Source organism: Bacillus cereus group sp. MG1 (genome assembly GCF_040460035.1).
GTDB lineage: Bacteria > Bacillota > Bacilli > Bacillales > Bacillaceae_G > Bacillus_A > Bacillus_A cereus.
The window spans coordinates 1,929,325-1,948,052 of the sequence record NZ_JARVGY010000001.1; the positions used below are offsets into that span (position 1 = coordinate 1,929,325).

Here is an 18,728-nt window from a genome sequence, read left to right on the forward strand (position 1 = left end):
CCCTAGTCCACAAGTGATACGTATTGTTTTCTTTGCCATTTTTGCTGGATTTCAACACCATTTTGCGGATTACGCTTTTTATCTCTCGGGTTTGAAGATGGTAACGGACGATTCCCTTTTTCACGTAGTACACGCATCTTTACCATCGTTTGTTTGTACGCTGGTGTACACGTATAAAGATCTGTCGCCGTTCCAGTTAAAATATTGATTGCCTCTTCATTTACCGTTGCATGCATCGGTAAATATAGCTCTTTCCCCGTTACACGATCTGTAACAAGTGCCTGTACTTTAATTTTCCCAAATGGTGATGCTAATTCTACAAGGCCACCATCTTTCACATTGCGCTCTAGGGCAAGTTCAGGCGAGATTTCAACGAACACTTCAGATACTTTAGATAAAATACCAGCCGATTTATTCGTCATATTCCCTTCATGGAAATGTTCTAACATACGACCATTATTTAAAAGTAAATCATACTCATCTGGTGCTACAACTGGTGGTACCCATTCATCTAATGATAGACGAGCTAGTTTATCTGGGAAGTTAAATCCGTCCACATATAATAGCGGTGTATCGCTACCATCATGGCTACCCCAACATAAACTATTCCATCCTTCTAAACGATCGTATGTTGCCTGAGAATATAAAGGTGCAAGCGATGCAATTTCATCCATGATTTCACTTGGATTTTCATAATTCCAGTCCCCGCCAAGTGCACGAGCTACTTTTTGTAAAATCCACCAGTCTGGCTTTGAATCACCAAGCGGCTTCAATACTTCATATAATCTTTGAATACGGCGCTCTGTATTCGTAAATGTTCCCTCTTTTTCTAAGCTTGGTGCTGCCGGTAAAATAACATCAGCAAAACGAGCTGTTTTCGATAAGAACATATCTTGAACAACAAGGAAATCTAAATTCGCTAAAATATGTTGTACATGGTTGGCATTCGAATCTACTAAAGCCATTTCTTCACCCATAACATACATACCACGCAGTTTTCCTTCATCTGCCGCAAGTAACATTGCAATATTATTTAAACCTGGTGCTTTCGGAATTGTAGTACCGTATGCTTTTTCAAATTTCGCACGGAGCGCATCATCTGAAACCGCTTGGTAACCTGGAAGCCAGTTTGGTAATGTTGCCATATCACAAGCGCCTTGTACGTTATTATGTCCGCGTAATGGATATGCTCCTGCACCAGGACGACGATAGTTACCCGTAACAAGCAATAGATTTGAAATTGCTGCTGAAGTTGTACTTCCTCCAGTATTTTGAGTTACACCCATTCCCCAAAGTACACAAGTACCATCTGCTTCATATACCATACGAGCCATTTCTTTCAGATTTTCTTTCGAAATCCCCGTAATTTCTTCTGTATAATCAAGCGTATACTTTTCTACCATTTTGCTATATTCATCAAAATTCTTCACATTTTCAGCTATGAACTTTTTATCGTGCCAATCTTGATCAATAATATATTTCGTAATACCAGCGAGCCATACGTAATCAGTTCCTTGGCGCGGATGAATGAATAAATCCGCACGCTCTGCCATTTCATGTTTACGAAGGTCTGCCACAATTAATTTTTGGTCATGTAATTTATGAGCACGTTTTACACGCGTTGCAAGTACAGGATGTCCTTCTGTTGGATTTGCTCCAACGATAATGACAAGGCCTGCTTCCGCAATATCTTTCACTGTTCCAGCGTCCCCGCCCATACCGACAGTTTTAAATAAACCGTCTGTTGCTGGAGATTGACAATAACGGGAACAATTGTCTACATTATTCGTTCCATATATTTGACGGGCTAGTTTTTGCATAAGATAATTTTCTTCATTCGTTACTTTCGAAGAAGAAATAAATCCAAATGCATCACTTCCATATTCTGATTTAATATGCTGCATATTGGATGCAACAACTTCCAGAGCCTCTTCCCATGAAGCTTCAACAAACGTATCTCCTTGGCGAATTAATGGCTTTGTAATACGATCTTCACTGTTTACAAAATCCCATCCAAATTTGCCTTTTACACATGTGGAAATACCGTTAACCGGCGCATCTGAAACAGGCTGCACTTTCAAAATGTGGCGGTCTTTCGTCCATACTTCAAATGAACAACCTACACCACAAAATGTACAAACTGTTTTTGTTTTATTCACTTTCGTCTTACGCATCGCAGCCTCTACTTCTGAAACTGCTAAAATACTACTATATCCCGGCTCTACATCCTTTACAAAATCAATCATCGGATCTAACACATCCGGTTTCAATCCTGTCATGAATCCAGCTTCACCCAGCATTGTTTTTTCCATTAACGCATTACATGGACATACTGTTACACACTGCCCACAACTTACACAAGATGAGTCATTTATACTTACACCATTGTCCCATATAACACGTGGACGGTCTAAGCTCCAATCAATCGATATAGTTTCATTCACTTGTAAGTTTTGACATACTTCTACACACTGCCCACAAGCAATACATTGATTTGGATCATATCGATAAAATGGATGTGACATATCCACTTCACACGCACTTACTTTTGGCTCATACGGATATTTCTGTTCCTCAATTCCCATCATATGTACTGTATTATGGACTTTACAGTTACCATTATTGTTATCACAAACGGTACAATACAATAGATGATTTTCTAATATTCGATCCATTGCCTCAGTCTGTGCCTCTTTTGCACGCTGGGACTGTCTTTCGATATGCATACCGTTCTCTAATTTCGTTGAACAAGCACGCAATAACTTTCCATTTACTTCTACAATACACGTATCACAAGTTTGAATTGGATCTACTTCTGGTACATGACAAATTTGAGGATGTTCCAAATTACTCTCGTTAAATAATTGTAGTATCGTCTTTTCACCTGATGCAGAAAATTCTTTACCATCGACGGTTACACGGACTGTCTGTTCTGCCATAGTTTCCCCTCTCCTTACAACCAACTGTACAACACAATTATGAATCCGTTTTCAAAATCGCATTACTGTACATATTTTTGAAACGCTCTACCCAAATACTTTCTTATGAAGTCGATTCTAGATGTTATAAGGTATAACTACGAAAGCTTGAAAATATCACTATTCTACAGTTCTATTATATCGTACATATACAATAATAACCAAAATAATCTGTGATCTTCTTTTTAATAGGTGTTTTTATTTTTTCCATTGTTTTATGATAAATGTGGGAGAGAAATACATATAAAAGGGGAATTAAATATGGGGCCTACGCAAGAGACTTATACAATTGTACGTTATCAATCTGGTACATTTTCAAAACAACTTGATGAGATTGTTACAGAATCTCCTATTACTATTAAATTGAATGGTGAAGAATATGTAACAGTCGTATGCACACCAAATTATATTGAAGATATGGTAATTGGTTTTTTAATTTCTGAGGGGATTATTTCTTCCTATAAAGATGTTGAAGAACTATGGGTTCAAAAAGATAACGGAATTGTCCATGTAAAATCATCAAAAGTGAATCCGCTCTATCAAACTTTATATAATAAACGATACATCACTTCTTGCTGCGGAAAAGGTAGACAAGGTTTTATTTTCGTAAACGACGCAGCAAAAGCAAAAGACTTACATGATATACATGTAAAAATTACTCCTGAAGAATGCTTTCATTTAATGAATACCTTGCAACAATCTTCTACTACATTTCGCCAAACTGGCGGTGTTCACAATACCGCGCTATGTGATCGAAACAATATCCTCCTATCAAGAATGGATATTGGAAGACATAATGCATTAGATAAAATATATGGTCATTGTTTGCGTAACGATATATCCATTAAAGGAAAAATCATCGCATTTAGCGGACGTATTTCATCCGAAATTTTACTCAAAGTTTCAAAAATCGGATGTGAAATTGTTCTATCTAAATCCGCTCCAACAAAACTGGCATTGCAACTTGCCCATGATTTAGGCATTACAGTCGTAGGGTTTATTAGAAATGAATCTTGTAATATTTACACACATCCAAAACGAATTGATGGCTATCAATCCAATGTTTAAAAAATAACTCCTCAATCGAGGAGTTATTTTAGTTATAAAAATGTAACATATTAAACACTTGAATAGTTAACAAAGTTAATATATAATTTCATTACATAATTAAAACAAAACATTGTAGCATATATCTTTTCATTCTTTTACAAATTAAAAGAGAATACTAACAAAACATATACTCAATCTTATAAAAGTAATGGATTTATTTGAAATCCACCAGGGAGGTTACAACTATGGAAATTCGCTTATTAACAACAGAGGACGCAGAAATATATTTAAAAGTTTGTATGGAAGGTTTAACGAAGAATCCGGAAGCTTTTAGCTCTTCTTATGAAGATGTTCTTAAACATGAAAATCCTGTGGCTGCTATGGCTAAACGATTAAGCAATCCGGATAAGTATACTCTAGGTGTCTTCAAAGATAATGATTTAATTGGTATCGCTACTTTAGAAACAAAACCATTTATTAAACAAGAACATAAAGCAAAAATCGGTTCCGTTTTTGTTTCTCCAAAAGCGCGTGGCCTTGGAGCAGGACGAGCTCTAATTAAAGCAATTATTGAAAATGCCGATAAATTACATGTAGAACAACTTATGCTCGATGTTGTAGTTGGTAACGATGCAGCAAAAAAATTATATGAGTCATTAGGTTTCCAAACTTACGGCGTACAAGAGCGTTCATTAAAACATAACGGTCAATATTGGGACGAGGAACATATGGTTCTGTTCTTAAATGATTAATACTTCAATATAAAGTGAAACTTTACTCAGTGGGTGATTTTTCCATCCTCCACTGAGTATTAGCTGAATCAATCGGGCTTTTACGGGCAGTTATCGCCCACCTAACTCCCTCGCATTCGCTGAATTTTAAGATGGGAGTTACTGCCCACAAATAGCGGGGTAGTTTTCCAAAAACATCTTTCTTAATAAGAAAGATGTTTTTTCAGGCTGTGGAGAAAGTCTTCTCCACAGCCTGTTTTTGTGTCTGAACCTCTTTTTATGTGTCAACACTGATAAAAAGAGGTAAAGGAGAGATTTTTTATGATGGGTGCTTTAAAAAATCATCGTGATAAACGTGTATCTGTTTCTGTAGAAGAGTTGGTTCCACAAGATCATTTCCTTCGTGCGATCGAAGCGACAATTAGTTTTGATTTTATTGAAGAGAAGTTACGCCCTTATTACTGTGAAAACAATGGACGTCCGTCAATCCATCCTATCGTTTTATTTAAAATGATGTTTATTGGATATTTTTACGGTATTCGTTCGGAGCGTCAATTGGAAAAAGAGATTAAAACGAATATCGCCTACCGTTGGTTTTTAGGGTTTTCTCTATCAGATACTATTCCAGATCATTCTACAATCAGTTGGAATCGTCGTACTCGCTTTATTCATACAAATATTTTCGAAGAAATTTTTGATGAGATCGTGAGGCAAGCGACAGAGCACCGGATGGTGGGAGGACGTGCGCTGATGACAGATTCTACGCACATTAAGGCCAATGCTAATAAAAATAAGTTTGTACATAAATATAAAAAAGAAAAGGCAAAGTTTTATATAGATGAACTAGAAGCTGCGGTAATTGAAGATCGTGAGGTACACGAAAAAAAGAATTAAAACCCAGAAAGGAAAGTGATACTCCCACTAAAAAAACTCGTATAAGTACTACGGATCCAGATAGTGGATTTTTAATGAGAGATGGAAAACCGAACGGTTTTCATTTCTTAGACCATCGTACGACTGATGCGAAGTACAATATTATTACAGATACTTATGTAACGGCTGGAAATATGGCAGATTCCGAGCCATATTTAGCGCGTCTACAAGCTCAAATTGATAAATTCGGATTTAAAGTGGAAGCTGTAGCTCTTGATGCAGGCTATTTTACAGGGTATATCTGTAAGAAATTATCGGAGAGAAATATATTTATGGTGATGGGGTATCGCCGATTTGGAAAACGAAATAAAGAAGTACCAAAAAGCCAATTTAAATATGTAGAAGAAATGAATGCATTTGCTTGTCCGGTGGGGTGTATTTTAGAGTATGCGACAACGGATCGTGAAGGATATCGTCACTATAAATCCAACCCAGAAGACTGCGCTGTTTGTCCGCTACGTGAGGTATGTTTTTCAAAGAAACAAAAACAAAAAGTTATCACTCATCATATATGGGAGAAATATAAGGATATCGCTAGAAAAAACAAACTAACAGTTACAGGGAAAAAGTTGTACAAAGTACGCTGTTCAACTATAGAGCGAAGCTTTGCGGACGCCAAAGAACTACATGGCTATCGATATGCTCGATTTCGGGGGCTGAAGTCTGTCCAAATGCAGGCTTATCTCACCGCAACTTGTCAAAACATGAAAAAAATAGCCCTCCATCTGACCAAAAAAGGTCTGGTGGAGGGCTATTTTTTTGAAACTCTATTATTTTATGTTGTTTTTATTCGCTAAAATCAAAATGATTCCAGAGTGTGGGGAACCCTAAAGGGTTTCCCAACACTCTGCAAAAACATCTTTCTTAATAAGAAAGATGTTTTTTTGCATTACAACAATGTAATCTTCATGTCACCTTTATCGATCGTACCAATCCTTACCATTTATTATACTAAAAATATAAAGTGAAACTTTACTCAGTGGGGAACTACATCCCACGCTGATCGCATGTACTTGATATATAGAGGAGAATGTGACATGAAACAAAACAAACGAGCTATGCTTTTAATATTTACTACAGCAATTGTAACTTCTGGGTTAGCAATTTTACCTTGGTTTATCATATAGGAATACTCCCCTAACAATGAAAAAAGCTGATTGCTTCTTAAGAAGCAATCAGCTTTTTTATTTTATAAAATCCCTAAAATTTTATTTACACAACTTATAATAATAACCATAGATACGGCAACACACATGACAACCGTATTACGATCTTGCTTTTCTTTTTTTGAAATTTCTTCTTTTGGATTCATGTGTATGATCTCCTTTTAAAAAAAGTGTGAGATAGGAAATTTTTCTTATCCGATGCGAGGTGAATACGAAAACCCTCTCTATCTCACATACACAATAGAATGGAATTGTCATTTTATAAATAAAATGACATGACGTTATGTCGCAACATAGGGTATTTTGTGTCGCTACGTTTTTTATTATAAAAAATAGTTGTGCAAAACTAGTGCATTTTTTATGTCAATTACTCCGAGCGAAAAAATCATCCCTCCATTCAATCACATAAAAAGAGTTTTTTATTATTTTCATGTAAACTATACAAGTAGAATGAACAGTTTGGGGTGCACAAGATTATGGTAAAAATTTTATTAGTAGACGATGAAGAACGTATGTTACGATTATTAGATCTATTCTTAAGCCCTCGCGGCTATTTTTGTATGAAAGCTACCTCTGGCCTTGAAGCACTAAAATTAATCGAACAAAAAGAATTCGATATTATTTTATTAGATGTTATGATGCCGAATATGGATGGATGGGATACTTGCTATCAAATTCGTCAAATTTCTAACGTTCCTATCATTATGTTAACAGCTCGCAACCAAAACTACGATATGGTGAAAGGCCTCACGATGGGCGCAGATGATTATATTACAAAACCATTTGATGAGCATGTATTAGTCGCACGAATCGAGGCTATATTACGCCGTACAAAAAAAGATGGCTTTGTTAGTTTCAATGGTATTGAGTGGGATAAAACGAAACATACCGTCACAGTGTACGATGAAAAAATCTCGCTAACTCCTATCGAATTTTCGTTACTCGGACTATTTTTGCAAAATACAAACCGTGCTTATAGCCGAGATGATTTAATCGAAAAAATTTGGGGCTATGAAACAGATATCGAATATAGAACAATTGATTCACACATTCGTAATATCCGTGATAAACTACGCAAAAAAGGATTTCCGATTGAAGATTACCTAGAAACGGTCTATAAAGTCGGATATAAATGGAAAAGTGAATAATTACTTCGGTCAGTGGGAAATCGTATACCACTGACCGAAGTAATTATGAATAAGGTATGGTGAGAAAATGAGTAAACTTTCCCTTAAAATTGGGACATACTTTTTAATATTAGCTTTATGTATTGAAACAATTGCTTTCGTATCTTTTTATAAAAGCCTTTCAACAATGCGTGTGAAAGAAGAAACCGATGCTCTATTAGAGAAAGGTAATCGGTATCGTGATAAGATTGTAAACCGTGCAAGATGGAATGATCATTCTAAACAACAGCAATACACAGAACGTCCTAAACACCCTCGGTATCAGGATTTCACTATCGAGCATGCGGCTGAAGATTTAATCGGTTCCGAATTAATTGCTAATACTGATATCACAATCATTATAACTGACAATAACGGCAAAATTATTTCTAACTCAGAACCCATAACGAAAGAAATGCAAAAACAACTTATTTGTAAAACAAAATCTATTCCAAAAAGCGGGTTAATTGTAGAAAGAAACTGGAAAAAATCAAAATTCATCTCAACAGTAAGTCCACTTGAAATTCAAGGATTTCAAGGTAATTTACATATGTTATTAAAAACATCTTTCTTAGAAAAGATGTTACTTAAACTCCTGCATCAATTTCTTATCATTAGTATTTTGACGATTATTTTAACAACTATTTCTGTCTTTGTTTTTTCTAAATTTATTACAGATCCTCTTATAAAAATGAAGAGAGCGACAGAAAAAATGTCAAAATTAAACAAGCCAATTCAATTAGGTATTAAACGAAATGATGAACTCGGAAGTTTAGCAAAAACAATTGAAGATTTATCGAGTGAGCTTACGTATATGAAAAAAGAGCGCAATGAATTTCTCGCTAGTGTCGCTCATGAACTATTAACTCCATTGACCTATATGAAAGGTTATGCAAAGGTAGCAAAGAGAGACTCTTTAACAAAAGAGGCGCGAGAAGAATACTTACAAATCATTGAGGATGAAACGGATAGTGTAACCGATCTCGTCCAAGATTTATTTATGCTTGTACAATTAGAACAACACCAATTTGTTATAAAAAAACAAAAAGTGCTTCTTCAGCCATTTTTAGAACGAATGGTTGAAAAAACAAAAACAACATTAACGAATAAGCAAATGCAACTTCATGTATATTGCAAAGATGATTTAGAAGTTTGTATAGACGAAAGACGTATGGAACAAGTTATGTTAAATTTATTACACAACGCTTATCAACATTCGCCAGAAAACACATCCATTACGATACGTGTACTCATGGAAACATATTCTTTTACAATAAGTGTACAAGATGAAGGTGAAGGTATTCCTGAAGAAGATATCCCGCATATTTTTGACCGTTTTTATCGTGTTGATAAATCCAGAACACGAGCTACAGGCGGAAAAGGCATCGGGCTAGCTGTTGCAAAGGAAATTGTAGAATTGCATAACGGTTCTATTCTAGTAACAAGCCAATTAGAAGCGGGAACAAACTTTATAATCGAGCTACCTTTTGAATAATATGCGTGTGAAAACACCAGTAGTAGTAAACACTACTGGTGTTATTTTGTTCATAAAAACAGCTCATATAAGCTAAGCTTTTGAAATTATTCTTATTTCAATATAAAATAAAGGTACATTTGCAAAGATTTGGAGGGTGATATAATTGGATATCCATGTATTAACAAAAGACGAAGCAGAAATTTACTTAGAACTTCGCGTAGAAGGATTAAAGCAAAACCCTGAAGCATTCAGCTCTTCTTATGAAGATATTATTAATAAAGAGTGTGCGATTGAATATAAAGCACAAAAATTAGCACAAGATGAAAACTATACGCTAGGTGCATTTAAAGATGGAAAATTAATCGGGGTTGCAACGCTGGAAACGAAACCATATGTAAAACAAGAACATAAAGCTAAAATCGGTTCTGTATATGTATCTCCAAAAGCACGCGGACTTGGAGCAGGAAAAGCACTTATTAAAGAATGTCTTGAACTTGCTAAATCTTTAGAAGTAGAACAAGTTATGCTTGATGTTGTTGTTGGCAACGATGGAGCGAAAAAACTTTATGAATCATTAGGTTTTAAAACATTCGGTGTACAAGAACGTTCATTAAAATATAACGGACAATATTGGGACGAAGAGCATATGGTCTTATTCTTAGATGAAAATAAATAATAAAAAACATCCTCATGTTTGGAGGATGTTTTTTACTTTCTTGTAAACCATGCCGTGTGTAATAATTGAATCGCTTTCGCAATCTCTTCCTCTGATAATATCGCAAACCCAAGTAAAACTACACTCTCAGGCGCCGTACCGTCTTTATAGTACGTAGACACAGGATATATTTTGATACTATATTTCGCAGCTTCTTGAATTAATTCTTCTTCCCGCATTCCATTATGCACTTTTAATAAAATGTGTAATCCCGAATCTTCTCCTATCACTTTAACACGATTAGAGAAATACTTCTCTATTTCAAAAACAAGTCGATCTCTCTTCTTTCGGTAGACGACACGCATTTTATGAATATGTTTTTCCCAATAGCCTTCATTTAAAAATCTTCTAATCACTTCTTGGTCCATTCTTGAAACACTTTGTGTGTAAAATAAATATTGCTGTTGATACTTTTTAATTAATTTCTTCGGCAACACCATATAACTCATCCGTAGCGATGGCAATAATGCTTTAGATAGCGTCCCCATATAAATAACTTTCCCCTCTGTATCTAACCCTTGCAGCGCCGGTATAGGCTTTCCAGAATAGCGAAATTCACTATCATAATCATCTTCAATAATATACCTGCTCTCTTCTTTCTTTGCCCATTGTAAAAGCTGCATCCTTCTCGTAATAGGCATAATCATTCCATATGGAAACTGATGGGAAGGTGTAACAAATACAACATTCGCATTGCTATTTTCTAAATCTGCAATACAAATTCCATCTCTATCTAAAGATAACATTTGGACTCTTGCTTCTCCCTGTTCAAAAACAACCATCTTTCTATGATACCCTGGGTTTTCAACTGCATAATTGCTTCCCTTTAACAATTGAAACAATAGTTTCACTAATATTTGTGTTCCCGCTCCTAATACAATTTGACTAGCTGAACAACGCACACCTCTAGATTCATACAAATAATTCGTAATCTCTTCTCTTAAGCTTGCTTCCCCTTGAGGGTGTCCTAGAAAGAGAAGTTCGTTATTATGCGGCTGCCATACTTCATTTACAATTTTCCGATACATATTAAATGGAAAAGCATTTGTATCAATTCCTGTTTGTGTAAAGTCAAATTTATAACGCTTCTCCTGAAACGGGACTTCTTCTATCCTCTCTTCGCTATCCTCTACATGAACCATTTGCTCAATCTTGCATACAAAATAACCTTTTCTCGATATCGACTCAATATAACCTTCTGCAAGTAATTGTTCGTACGCTGCCTCTACTGTATTTTTACTTACTTGTAAATGTATCGCTAACTTTCGCTTAGCCGGTAATTTCGTAAAAGGGACAATTGATCCATCTTTAATCTCTTTTTTTATATACTCATACAATTGCACATATAATGCCTTTTTACTATTCATATTTAAATTAGGCGTTAATTCTAACATAGTATCTGACCCCTTAATAAAACTAAAATCTGATACTTTTTACAGTACCAGATTATATATATAATTCCTTTTATCATGTCACACATCAAAAATCAAATACTGGAGAGGAGAAACATGATAATGAACAACGGTAGACGTATCGGACTTATTATGATTATTACAGGGGCTACATTATGGGGATTATCTGGTCCAATGATTCAGTGGCTATTTCAGCATACTAATGTATCCTCAATTGATTTTTTAACAATTCGATTGTTGCTTGCAGGAATATTTATTTTGTCTTTCTTACTTATAAAGAAACAAAACATATTTCAAATTTGGAAACACCTTAGATATTCTATACAACTTATTATTTTTTCTATTCTCGGCATGCTCGGTGCACAATACGCCTTTATCGAAACGGTTCATATTAGTAACGCGGTCACTGCAACGCTATTTCAATTTCTAGGTCCTGTTCTTATTACCGTGTATGTTGCATTTGAACAAAGAAAATTCCCTGCTTCCATGCAACTATTCGCAATTATAGCCGCGCTAATAGGAACATACTTTATTATTACAAATGGCTCAATTGAAAATATTGTTTTATCTAAAGAAGCTATTATTTTTGGACTATTAACAGCAATCGGATTTGCATTTTATACCCTTCATCCGGCTTCTCTCATTAAAGAATGCGGGACAACTGTAGTAATTGGTTGGGGAATGTTAATCGGAGGAATTGCACTACTTATTTATAATCGTTCATTCGGGTGGAATCAATTTTCACAAACCCTTACACTGAAAACTTTTTCTATGCTTATTCTTATCATTGTTAGTGGTACCCTTTCTTTCCTTCTATATATCGGTAGTCTTAAATATTTAGCAGCAACAGAAACAAGCATTTTATCTAGCATTGAACCCCTTGTAGCTGCCATCGTTTCAATCACTTGGCTAAATGAAGCTTTTGGAGCATACCAATTATTAGGCGGCGTATGTATCGTTCTGTCCGTTATTTTTTTGACGATGCCTCAAAAAGAAACCGAACCAACCTATACAACGGAACAAATATAAAATGAAACTTTAATTAGTGGGGCTATCTCCCACTGATTATTAACCTACACCAATCGGGCTTTACGGGATAAAAAATGTCAAAAGAGGTCGTACAAAACTTACGACCTCTTTTTATACTTTAAAGGAATTGTCCCGCCTTCTAGCAAATACAATTACACTAACAATAAAAACTAGGAGTGTGGCACCATGAAAAAAATCGGAACTATGCTACTTCTCTCCCTCCTCATCACTGGATGCACACAAACTCAACCGGATTCAAAAGAACAAAAAAAAGACGTAATAGCAACTTCATCCACTCAAGTGAACGCACCTTCCTTCTTTCACCTTAGTGTTTTAAAAGATGTAAATTGGGAAGAAGCCCCCTCATTCATAGACGGAAAAATACCTTTAAAAGGCATCGAAGGAAAAATCGCAATGGCTGATAGTCCTATTATCGCAAATGAACAAAATGAAATAATGTGGTACTTTCTAGATTCTGAAATACCTACTGGAAAATTGTCTATTATTGCGCTAAAACAAGGATCTGTAACTCCAACACCAGTACTCTTTCAAAAAGAAATTTCCAAACAAACTTGGACTACTTCAAATACAATCAATTCTACTACAAGCGAACTCCCTCTCGCTATGTCACTACCTTCATCTGGATTATGGTTATTAAATATCTATGTGAATGAAAAATATTATGATCAGTTTGTAATCACCGCTAAGTAAAGTGACAAAAATAAACCACTTTCTTACAACAATGTAATTTCTACGTCATGTACTTCGATAGTTGAATTATCTCTCTTCTCTTATACTTAAAGTAAGAAATGAAGCGAGGAGAGATGAGAGATGAAAAAAATGATAGAAGTAATCGTAGCAGTAACTGAGGTTTTAGTGAATGGTAAACAAGTTGCAATGGAATTAAATAAATAGTGAAGAAACATAAATAATTCTACACTTCTTCATTATTTTGATTTCTTATCTCAAAAAAGCAGTGCCTTTTAGGCACTGCTTTTAGCTATTAATAACGTGGTATTTTCGTAATTTGTGCCACGCCTGAATCAATAGCTGCTTTCGCTACTGCTTCCGCAACACTTGGAACAACTCTTTTATCTAATGGATTCGGGATTACATAATTCGCATTACGTTCTTCATCAGTAATGATGTTAGCGATCCCATATGCTGCCGCTAATTTCATCTCTTCTGTAATATCAGTTGCGCGCACATCTAACGCACCGCGGAATATTCCGGGAAACGCCAATACATTATTTACTTGATTCGCATAATCCGAGCGCCCAGTTCCTACTACAGCTGCCCCAGCCTCTAATGCATCCTCAGGGAAGATTTCTGGAATTGGATTCGCCATTGCAAACACAATTGCTTTCTCATTCATCGTCTGTACAAGTTCTTTCGTTAATACGTTAGGAGCAGATACGCCAATAAAAATATCAGCTTGGTTAATCGCTTCTTTTAACGTTCCACGCACATGTTCACGATTTGTCTTTTTTGAAACTTCAATTTGCGCTTCGTTCATCCATGTTTCACCTTCACAAACAATACCTTCTAGGCTAACTAGCGTAATGTGCTTTGCACCAGCCTTTAATAATAATTTTCCAATTGCAATTCCTGCCGAACCCGCACCGTTAATAACGATTTTCACATTATCCATTTGTTTGCTAACAACTTTTAATGCATTAATAACAGCTGCTAAAACGACAATAGCTGTTCCATGTTGATCATCATGGAATACAGGAATATTCGTTTCTTCTTTTAATCGTTTTTCAATTTCAAAACAACGCGGTGCTGCAATATCTTCTAAATTAATCCCTGCAAATGTAGGCTCTAAATTTTTCACAAGGGTAACGATTTCATCTACATCCGTTGTGCCTAAACATAATGGGAAAGCATCTACATTCGCAAACTTCTTAAACAAAATACTTTTCCCTTCCATAACAGGCATAGCCGCTTTCGGTCCAATGTTTCCTAAACCGAGTACCGCTGTTCCATCTGAGACAACTGCCACCATATTACCACGTGCTGTATAGTCATACACCGTTTCTTCATCTGCCGCAATTGCTTTACAAGACTCCGCTACACCTGGTGTATACGTCAGGCTTAAATCATCCGCTGAATTTACTTCTACTTTACTTGTAATTTCAATTTTTCCTACTAATTCTTTATGCAATAACAATGATCTTTCATTAATTTGATTTGCTAACATACTTATAATCTCCCCTTAATTTGACAAGCTAGCTATATGAATATAGCTAGCTTGTTTGATCATGAAAACATCTTTAATAATATTGTCGCTGTTACAACCATTGCCGCTCCGCCTAAACGAGTCGAAATTTGCGCGAACGGCATTAATTCCATACGATTTGAAGCTGATAAAATAGCAACATCTCCAGTTCCACCTAAACCGCTATGACATCCAGTTACAATCGCTGATTCAACTGGATACATTTTCATCACTTTCCCTACAAGAAAACCTGATGCTACCATTGTAAGAACAACCGATGCGCACACAACAACATATCCTACTGAAAGAACTGCTGCTACGTCTTTTAACGGAATATATAGCAATCCTAATCCAACCATTAAAGGCCAAGTTAAATTCTTCGAAATAAATTTATATAAATGGAATGCTCCTTGCTCCATTTTTGCTGGCATTAATTTAAAGTATTTCACAAGCGCTGCTGAGAAAATCATAATGATTGCCCCAGGAATACCGATGAACTTAGAAGCAAATCCTCCGAAGATGAAGAACGTACACGCAATTAATAAACCTGCTCCCATTAATGAGAAGTCAATTGGCTTCTCTGTATTTTGTTCTTTTAATAATTCTGCTTGATTGTCTGTTTTCACTAATACACCGTTACCACTAAGCTCCGGTTTCTTCTCACCTAAACGCTTCATATACCCTGCACTTACAATTGCGAACATATTTCCAATAATAGCTGCTGGAATAAGCTGTGATACAAACGTTGCTGATGATTCATTTAAAATATCACTATAAGCTAGCGACAATGGTAAAATCCCTTCCCCGATACCACCACTCACAATTGGTATGATGATAAAGAAGAATGTGTGCTTCATTTCAAATCCAAATAATGAACCGACCAATAATCCTACTGCTACAGAAGCTAACGTCCCTACTACTAAAGGAATAAACATACGAACGAAACCTTGTACTAACACTTTACGGTTCATTCCTAAAATACTTCCGACTACTAAACAAGAAATATATAAATATAAAAAGTTCGATTTTTTCATTAACATAGTCGCAGCTTCCATTGAAGCTGGATTCATCCAGTTAAAAAATACAAGTAATGATGGAATAAATAACGAAAGTATTGCTGGACCACCGATATTTTTTAAAATTGGAATTCTCATCCCAATATCGCCTAAGAAAATCCCCATGATCATAATAACTGCAAATCCACCAATCATATCTGCTGGCAATTTATTATATACAGATGCCCCATAAATAATAGCAGCCAATACTACATATAACGGTAAAGGTATAACACCGATTTTTACATTCATAATTTTAGAAGCGAAAGATTCTCTTTGTACTTCATTTCCTTCAGAAAATGATACCGCTTCCACATTCTTTTGAATTCCCATATGGCACCCCCTCGTTTTCTTAATAACAATATTAAAACGCTTTCAATAGTAAAAATAGTTTTTGTAAGTTTTGTAATTGATTTTGTAATTAAAAAAAGTATAAGCGACTTATGTTAAGTCGCTTATACGTAAAACTCTATTTTCTTTTGATCAACACATCTTAATTTACTTACAGGTCTTCCCACATGTTGGTACATCATTTCGTTTTCTAACACCCCAATGTCAGTCAGAAACATTACATATTTTCGAATAGAAACTCTTGAAATTCCAACTAATTGTGCCATTTCATCTGTTGTAAATACTCTTCCATTCAGAGACTCGATCTTCTGCCAAATTAATTGCAACGTTTGCTTCGTTAACCCTTTTGGAAGCTCTTTCGTCACAGTAGGCTCTCTTTTTTCTTTTTGTAAAATTAATGAATCTAATTCCGATTGACTAATTTTTTGTTGTTCTTTCATGAAAGTAAGTTTTTCTCGATATATAGTTAATGCCTTTTTAAATCGTTCAAATGTAAATGGTTTAATTAAATAATCTACTACGCCATATTGTAATGCTTTTTTTATACTTCCCATATCATGTACAGCTGAAATCATTATAATATCGCTTTCTTTTTCTTGGTTCCGGATATACATTAAAAGCTCAAAACCAGTCTCTTCAGGCATAAAAATATCAAGTAATACTAAATCTACTCGTGATTTCTCTAATATTTCTATCGCTGACTTTACTGAGTTAACTGCTTGAACAAGTTCAAATCCTCCTACTTGCTCTAAATAATGCGTATTTAACATTGCTACCATCGGGTCATCTTCTACAATTAAAACTTTAATCATATTTGCCTCTCATCCCTACCTTTAGGTATTTCAATCGTTATCGTTGTTCCCTTTCCTACTAATGAATGCATATGAATTTCCCCATTTATTCGCTGTATACTTTCTTTTACAAGATACAAACCATAACCGCGGTTATCTCCCTTTGTGGAATAACCTTTCGTAAATAATTCCTCTATTTCTTTTTCTTGTATACCTTTTCCTGTATCTTGCACTGTAATAGTTAGTATATCCCCATGTTGTATCTTAACTTCAACTCGCTTCTTTTCACAATTCGTAACTGCCTCTAATGCATTATCAATTAAATTTCCGACAATCGTAATAAGTTCATGAGTAATACTTTCAACATCTATTTCCGGCATGTAAGAATCTTCACTTATAATTAATTTTATATTTTTCTCTCTAGCATAGCTGAGCTTACCTAGTAAAAAACCAGCAAATACTGGACTTTTTATTCTTTTCATAACTCCACCAATTTCATATTGATGCTCTGATACCATGCCGCTTATATACTTCTGTAATTCTTCATACTGTTTCATATGTGTAAGCCCTAATACGACATGCATCTTATTCATAAACTCATGAGATTGTGCCCGTAATGCTTCTGCATATAGTCTAATACCAGTTAGTTCCTCTGCTAGTTTTCTAATCTCTGTTTTATCACGAAATGTTGCAATTGCACCAACTATTTCTCCTTTTACATATAAAGGAACTCGATTTGTCACAATCGTAATTCCATAAATATTTTGTTCTTCGTTTAATTGTACTTCTCCCGTTTGCAATACTTCTTTTATACGTGAATTTGGCATATACAACTCAACATCTTTACCGATAAAATCTTCTTCAAGTCCGCTTTTTTTAAATAGACGTTTCGCTTCATTATTAATTAACGTTACTCTAGCCTCTTTATCTACAGCAATAATACCTTCCTTTACAGATTGTAGCATCGTATTTCTTTCTTCAAGAATTTTTGCTATCCTGTGCGGCTCAAGACCGAATAAACTTTTCTTTATATGTCTAGCTAGCAATATTGCTCCTATAATTCCGACTAATACACCCACTCCGACACCAATATAAATAATATGTCTACTTTCCTTAACTCTCTCTTTTACATTATCTGCTGAAATACCAACAGCCACTGCTCCAAGTTGTTCACCTGTTTCAGAAAATATTGGTACAAACACTCGCATGGAAATACCTAAAGTTCCTTCTGCTAACGATACATGTTCTTTTCCTTTCAATGCAGGCCCTTCATCTCCCCCAATAAAATGATGCCCTATTTTTTGAGGATTTGGATGTGACTTTCTTATTCCATTCATGTCCATAACTACAATAAATTGAACACCTGTGTTTTGTAATATTCTATTTGTATACGTTTGGATTGCAGAGGTATCTGCTTTCCCAACCAAACCATCGATTACAATCGAATCATTCGCCACAATGTGTGCAATTGTTTTTGCTTTCTCTGCTTGGCTATCCTCCGTCGTCCGTTCTACATTATGACTAATTAATATATCTGTCACAAGTAAAGAAAAAATTACAACTGTACAAACTAACAATGTAATCGTTTTCCATAAATTCCATAGTCTTTTTCTTTTTTTCATCCTGTTAATGACTCCCCTAATTGCTGAATAG

Annotated in this window: 15 protein-coding genes; 8 read left to right on the plus strand and 7 right to left on the minus strand. The window is 35.3% G+C overall.

What is annotated here, in order from left to right:
• Positions 1-2 precede the first annotated feature (2 nt).
• The gene (gene fdhF, locus QCI79_RS10030) at positions 3-2,939 is read right to left on the minus strand and encodes a formate dehydrogenase subunit alpha (RefSeq protein ID WP_000840675.1); all 2,937 of its coding nucleotides are present in this window, start codon (positions 2,937-2,939) and stop codon (positions 3-5) included.
• A 300-nt stretch (positions 2,940-3,239) separates the two neighbouring features.
• Between fdhF and fdhD the strand changes: the two genes are divergently transcribed.
• The 3 genes from fdhD to QCI79_RS10045 all read left to right on the plus strand — a co-directional run bounded on the left by fdhD (position 3,240) and on the right by QCI79_RS10045 (position 6,489).
• A complete protein-coding gene (fdhD, locus tag QCI79_RS10035; protein ID WP_000529230.1) occupies positions 3,240-4,046 on the plus strand; it encodes a formate dehydrogenase accessory sulfurtransferase FdhD in 807 nt (268 codons plus the stop codon).
• A gap of 227 nt (positions 4,047-4,273) precedes the next feature.
• Entirely contained in the window at positions 4,274-4,780 is a 507-nt protein-coding gene (locus QCI79_RS10040; RefSeq protein ID WP_000405883.1) for a GNAT family N-acetyltransferase, read from the plus strand.
• Between the two features lie 300 nt (positions 4,781-5,080).
• A protein-coding gene (locus QCI79_RS10045; protein WP_209291804.1) for an IS1182 family transposase occupies positions 5,081-6,489 on the plus strand; the annotation gives its coding sequence in 2 pieces (ribosomal slippage) (positions 5,081-5,639 and positions 5,639-6,489; 1,410 coding nt in all).
• A gap of 392 nt (positions 6,490-6,881) precedes the next feature.
• Here the strand turns inward: QCI79_RS10045 and QCI79_RS10050 are convergent.
• Entirely contained in the window at positions 6,882-7,004 is a 123-nt protein-coding gene (locus QCI79_RS10050) for a hypothetical protein (protein WP_001068392.1), read from the minus strand.
• Positions 7,005-7,334: 330 nt separating this feature from the next.
• Here QCI79_RS10050 and QCI79_RS10055 point away from each other — a divergent pair, with 330 nt between their 5' ends.
• From QCI79_RS10055 to QCI79_RS10065, 3 genes are all read left to right on the plus strand, one after another.
• Positions 7,335-8,006 carry a response regulator transcription factor gene (locus QCI79_RS10055; protein ID WP_000238956.1) on the plus strand — a complete coding sequence of 224 codons (672 nt, stop codon included), beginning with the start codon at positions 7,335-7,337 and terminating at the stop codon, positions 8,004-8,006.
• A 67-nt stretch (positions 8,007-8,073) separates the two neighbouring features.
• Positions 8,074-9,519 (plus strand): HAMP domain-containing sensor histidine kinase, encoded by a 1,446-nt coding sequence (locus tag QCI79_RS10060; RefSeq protein WP_021728387.1) that lies wholly within the window; start codon positions 8,074-8,076, stop codon positions 9,517-9,519.
• 145 nt (positions 9,520-9,664) lie between these two features.
• On the plus strand, positions 9,665-10,177 hold the full coding sequence (locus tag QCI79_RS10065) for a GNAT family N-acetyltransferase (RefSeq protein WP_000351212.1): 513 nt from the start codon (positions 9,665-9,667) through the stop codon (positions 10,175-10,177).
• A gap of 32 nt (positions 10,178-10,209) precedes the next feature.
• Here QCI79_RS10065 and pdxR read toward each other — a convergent pair whose 3' ends face one another.
• Positions 10,210-11,610 carry a MocR-like pyridoxine biosynthesis transcription factor PdxR gene (pdxR, locus tag QCI79_RS10070; RefSeq protein WP_000891882.1) on the minus strand — a complete coding sequence of 467 codons (1,401 nt, stop codon included), beginning with the start codon at positions 11,608-11,610 and terminating at the stop codon, positions 10,210-10,212.
• Positions 11,611-11,730: 120 nt separating this feature from the next.
• On the opposite strand from pdxR, the gene QCI79_RS10075 reads away from it, so the two are divergent.
• A complete protein-coding gene (locus QCI79_RS10075; protein ID WP_001059047.1) occupies positions 11,731-12,657 on the plus strand; it encodes a DMT family transporter in 927 nt (308 codons plus the stop codon).
• Positions 12,658-12,843: 186 nt separating this feature from the next.
• Positions 12,844-13,368 (plus strand): DUF4871 domain-containing protein, encoded by a 525-nt coding sequence (locus QCI79_RS10080; protein ID WP_000719695.1) that lies wholly within the window; start codon positions 12,844-12,846, stop codon positions 13,366-13,368.
• A gap of 292 nt (positions 13,369-13,660) precedes the next feature.
• Here QCI79_RS10080 and QCI79_RS10085 read toward each other — a convergent pair whose 3' ends face one another.
• The 4 genes from QCI79_RS10085 to QCI79_RS10100 all read right to left on the minus strand — a co-directional run bounded on the left by QCI79_RS10085 (position 13,661) and on the right by QCI79_RS10100 (position 18,697).
• Positions 13,661-14,860, minus strand: a complete 1,200-nt coding sequence (locus tag QCI79_RS10085; RefSeq protein WP_000880782.1) for an NAD(P)-dependent malic enzyme — start codon at positions 14,858-14,860, stop codon at positions 13,661-13,663.
• Between the two features lie 59 nt (positions 14,861-14,919).
• Positions 14,920-16,266 (minus strand): 2-hydroxycarboxylate transporter family protein, encoded by a 1,347-nt coding sequence (locus tag QCI79_RS10090; protein WP_000512720.1) that lies wholly within the window; start codon positions 16,264-16,266, stop codon positions 14,920-14,922.
• A gap of 122 nt (positions 16,267-16,388) precedes the next feature.
• Positions 16,389-17,096 (minus strand): response regulator, encoded by a 708-nt coding sequence (locus QCI79_RS10095; protein ID WP_000598669.1) that lies wholly within the window; start codon positions 17,094-17,096, stop codon positions 16,389-16,391.
• Positions 17,093-18,697: a sensor histidine kinase gene (locus QCI79_RS10100; protein WP_000746423.1), complete on the minus strand. Its 1,605-nt coding sequence runs from the start codon at positions 18,695-18,697 to the stop codon at positions 17,093-17,095. Before QCI79_RS10100 ends, QCI79_RS10095 begins: the two co-directional genes overlap by 4 nt.
• Between the last annotated feature and the right edge of the window lie 31 nt (positions 18,698-18,728).

Bases quoted from the DNA above. Each gene is read 5' to 3' on its own strand.
- QCI79_RS10055 (WP_000238956.1), top strand. From the start codon at position 7,335: ATGGTAAAAATTTTATTAGTAGACGATGAAGAACGTATGTTACGATTA.
- QCI79_RS10050 (WP_001068392.1), bottom strand. From the start codon at position 7,004: ATGAATCCAAAAGAAGAAATTTCAAAAAAAGAAAAGCAAGATCGTAAT.
- QCI79_RS10080 (WP_000719695.1), top strand. From the start codon at position 12,844: ATGAAAAAAATCGGAACTATGCTACTTCTCTCCCTCCTCATCACTGGA.
- QCI79_RS10090 (WP_000512720.1), bottom strand. From the start codon at position 16,266: ATGGGAATTCAAAAGAATGTGGAAGCGGTATCATTTTCTGAAGGAAAT.
- fdhD (WP_000529230.1), top strand. From the start codon at position 3,240: ATGGGGCCTACGCAAGAGACTTATACAATTGTACGTTATCAATCTGGT.
- QCI79_RS10100 (WP_000746423.1), bottom strand. From the start codon at position 18,697: ATGAAAAAAAGAAAAAGACTATGGAATTTATGGAAAACGATTACATTG.
- QCI79_RS10060 (WP_021728387.1), top strand. From the start codon at position 8,074: ATGAGTAAACTTTCCCTTAAAATTGGGACATACTTTTTAATATTAGCT.
- pdxR (WP_000891882.1), bottom strand. From the start codon at position 11,610: ATGTTAGAATTAACGCCTAATTTAAATATGAATAGTAAAAAGGCATTA.
- fdhF (WP_000840675.1), bottom strand. From the start codon at position 2,939: ATGGCAGAACAGACAGTCCGTGTAACCGTCGATGGTAAAGAATTTTCT.
- QCI79_RS10095 (WP_000598669.1), bottom strand. From the start codon at position 17,096: ATGATTAAAGTTTTAATTGTAGAAGATGACCCGATGGTAGCAATGTTA.
- QCI79_RS10040 (WP_000405883.1), top strand. From the start codon at position 4,274: ATGGAAATTCGCTTATTAACAACAGAGGACGCAGAAATATATTTAAAA.
- QCI79_RS10075 (WP_001059047.1), top strand. From the start codon at position 11,731: ATGAACAACGGTAGACGTATCGGACTTATTATGATTATTACAGGGGCT.
- QCI79_RS10085 (WP_000880782.1), bottom strand. From the start codon at position 14,860: ATGTTAGCAAATCAAATTAATGAAAGATCATTGTTATTGCATAAAGAA.